The 2,465-nt window shown below is 38.0% G+C and carries 3 protein-coding genes; all 3 read left to right on the forward strand.

The window, feature by feature from the left end; translation table 11 throughout:
- Positions 1 to 451: 451 nt before the first annotated feature.
- A complete protein-coding gene (locus AC220I_RS21310; RefSeq protein WP_486725885.1) occupies positions 452 to 1,138 on the forward strand; it encodes a helix-turn-helix domain-containing protein in 687 nt (228 codons plus the stop codon).
- Positions 1,135 to 1,722 (forward strand): GNAT family N-acetyltransferase, encoded by a 588-nt coding sequence (locus AC220I_RS21315; RefSeq protein WP_486725886.1) that lies wholly within the window; start codon positions 1,135 to 1,137, stop codon positions 1,720 to 1,722. Before AC220I_RS21310 ends, AC220I_RS21315 begins: the two co-directional genes overlap by 4 nt.
- A gap of 12 nt (positions 1,723 to 1,734) precedes the next feature.
- Positions 1,735 to 2,465, forward strand: a 731-nt coding sequence (locus tag AC220I_RS21320) for an alpha/beta hydrolase family protein (protein WP_486725887.1), incomplete at its 3' end; no start/stop codon positions are given.

Genomic DNA, 2,465 nt, shown 5'->3' on the forward strand with positions numbered 1-2,465 from the left:
ATGAGCCACCATTCTGTTTTAAACTTAGCATAATTCCAAGACCCTTAAACTCTGCTTTTATGTTCTCATATTTATAAATAATCGACCGCGTTCGAATGCGGTCGATTTCATTGCATGTCGAAAATCACCGATTCTACCAATGGTGTATTTGTTAATATGTAAGTGGTATGTTGGCGCATTGTTTCATCGCATCATCGTTTATAACACTTTGCCTTTGATAAGCGTTTGTCTATAAACCTGTCTTGATTATTTTCAAAAAAAATTCGATATCTCTAGTAACTTTTTCTATATCTTTAATAAAGTATTGTATTTCTTCAAGATTATTTTTATTAAAAACTTCAAAGGCTGTCTATAAAAAAATTGAGTGAGCCCAAGTAAAACATCGCCAAATTCGCAATACTTGTTGACCCTAAAGTAACTTCAGGGTATATAATAGGCTCAAGGAGGAAATATGAGTAAATATATATCGATTGGTCAAGCAGCAAGCATTTTAGACATTAGCGTTGAAACAATTCGCTATTATGAGAAGGAAGGGATCATTCCATCATTACATCGTGATACCAATAATTATCGATTGATCTCCTTAACGCACCTCTTGTTTTTAAAAGGTGTAACGCAATTAAGGCATGCAGGGTTTTCCCTCGAGCAAATCAAACAGCTACACGAAGGGGCATATACACATAGGCCTGACATGCAGTTTCAACTTATCACTCAAGGCCTTAATCATGTGAAAGAAAATATTCTAGCTTTAGAAAAAATTCAAGCGGACTTGATGGAGAGTTTAGAACAGTTAAAAGACTTTTATTCACTGCAAAGTAAAGGATGTCATGTTTGTAATGTTACTGAAGCCTTTGATATTACTGAGTTAACCGACTTGAAACTCATATTATCGGATAAGGATTTTGTACTACCCCTATCAAATGTACCTGCGCAGGGGAATCTATTTCTACTGAAGGCCTTAATCTACAAGGATGAAGCAGAAATTGATACCGCAATAGACGAGATGATGACCTACTGCGATCAGAACAACCTGATACCCAATCCTACAATATACTTAAAAGTTTTAGCAAGACCATCCTATTATACAGGAGATCAATTAGCAGCTACACTCTATTTAAACTTGGAGAGCAAAAAATGAGTATACGACAAGGCTTTAAAGAAATTGATCGAGAACAAGTAGCATATTTATATGCTAGCGCATTCAAAAGAAAATTTGTTCATCTAATCGGGGATGAAGACCAAGTGGCACGACTACTTGCAAAGGGACTGAACCCACACTACTGCATAACCTACTATGATAAGGAACAACTTGTTGGAATAGCTGGATTTCATGCCGGGAATAAAGCATTAGTACAACTAAGACTAACTGACTTTATCCAACAATTTGGCATATGCAAAGGCGTCTTAAAAGGTCTTCTTACAGGTGTCCTGTTTTACAGAAGCACACTACCCAAAAGTGAGTTGCTGATGGATGGTATTGCAGTACACCATAACTATAGGGGGCAAGGGATTGGTAGTCAATTATTTGACGCCCTTTTTTCCTGGGCAAGTGAAAACGGTTATAAAGGGATTCATTTAGATGTTATTGATGAAAACCCCAAAGCCCAGAACCTTTATTCTAGATTAGGCTTTAGAAAAACAGCCTACTCCAAAATTCCTAAACCCGTTAGTGGCATATTAGGTGTTACTGGAGTGACGCATATGAAAAAAACGTTAAACTAACAAGGAGGCAATATGAAAAAAAGAGTTTCACTTATAGTCAGTCTTCTTGTCATATTGGCTATTTACATTTTAGTGAGATTAGATGCTATGGAACTTAAGGCCGCACAAGAGATTGAGCTCACCTTTTCAAGTGAGAACCAGCTGTCCGGTTCACTCTATTTACCAAATAAGCCTGGTCCATATGATGTGGTCGTGTTCGTTCATGGCGATGGTGCAGCAAATAGGACCTTGGATGGTGGCTATAACTTTATCATGAATCGCCTGTTAGAAGCTGGTTATGCCTGCTTCTCCTATGATAAAGCAGGTGTTGGTAAGTCATCTGGTGATTGGTTAAATCAGACGATGAAAGACCGTGCTATAGAAGTTATGTATGCAGTTTCATCAATAGAAAAACAAGTGCCAGTTCAATCACTTGGCACATTGGCCTTCTCACAAGGTGGATGGGTAACTTCTGAGTTAGCAATGATGGATGCACCAATTGATTTTTATATTGTTGTCGGGGGCGCTATCGACTGGATGGAACAACACCGTTATTTTGAAACAAAGTATGCTGAGACCTCTGGTTTCAATCCTGTAGCAACCAACCGCTATCTAAGTTATATCGATACTAGTGATCAACTCATCGCTGAAAACGACTACGAAGGATACTCAACGTATGTGAAACAGCATGATTACGAACAACCAATGTCGAAAGAACGCTTTAACTTCGCCTTTCTAAATCATCAAGCAAATAGCGTAAGGGG

This window comes from Fusibacter sp. (assembly GCF_057447755.1).

Excerpts from the sequence above, each read along its gene's own strand:
- AC220I_RS21310 (WP_486725885.1), top strand. The coding sequence starts at position 452 with ATGAGTAAATATATATCGATTGGTCAAGCAGCAAGCATTTTAGACATT.
- AC220I_RS21315 (WP_486725886.1), top strand. The coding sequence starts at position 1,135 with ATGAGTATACGACAAGGCTTTAAAGAAATTGATCGAGAACAAGTAGCA.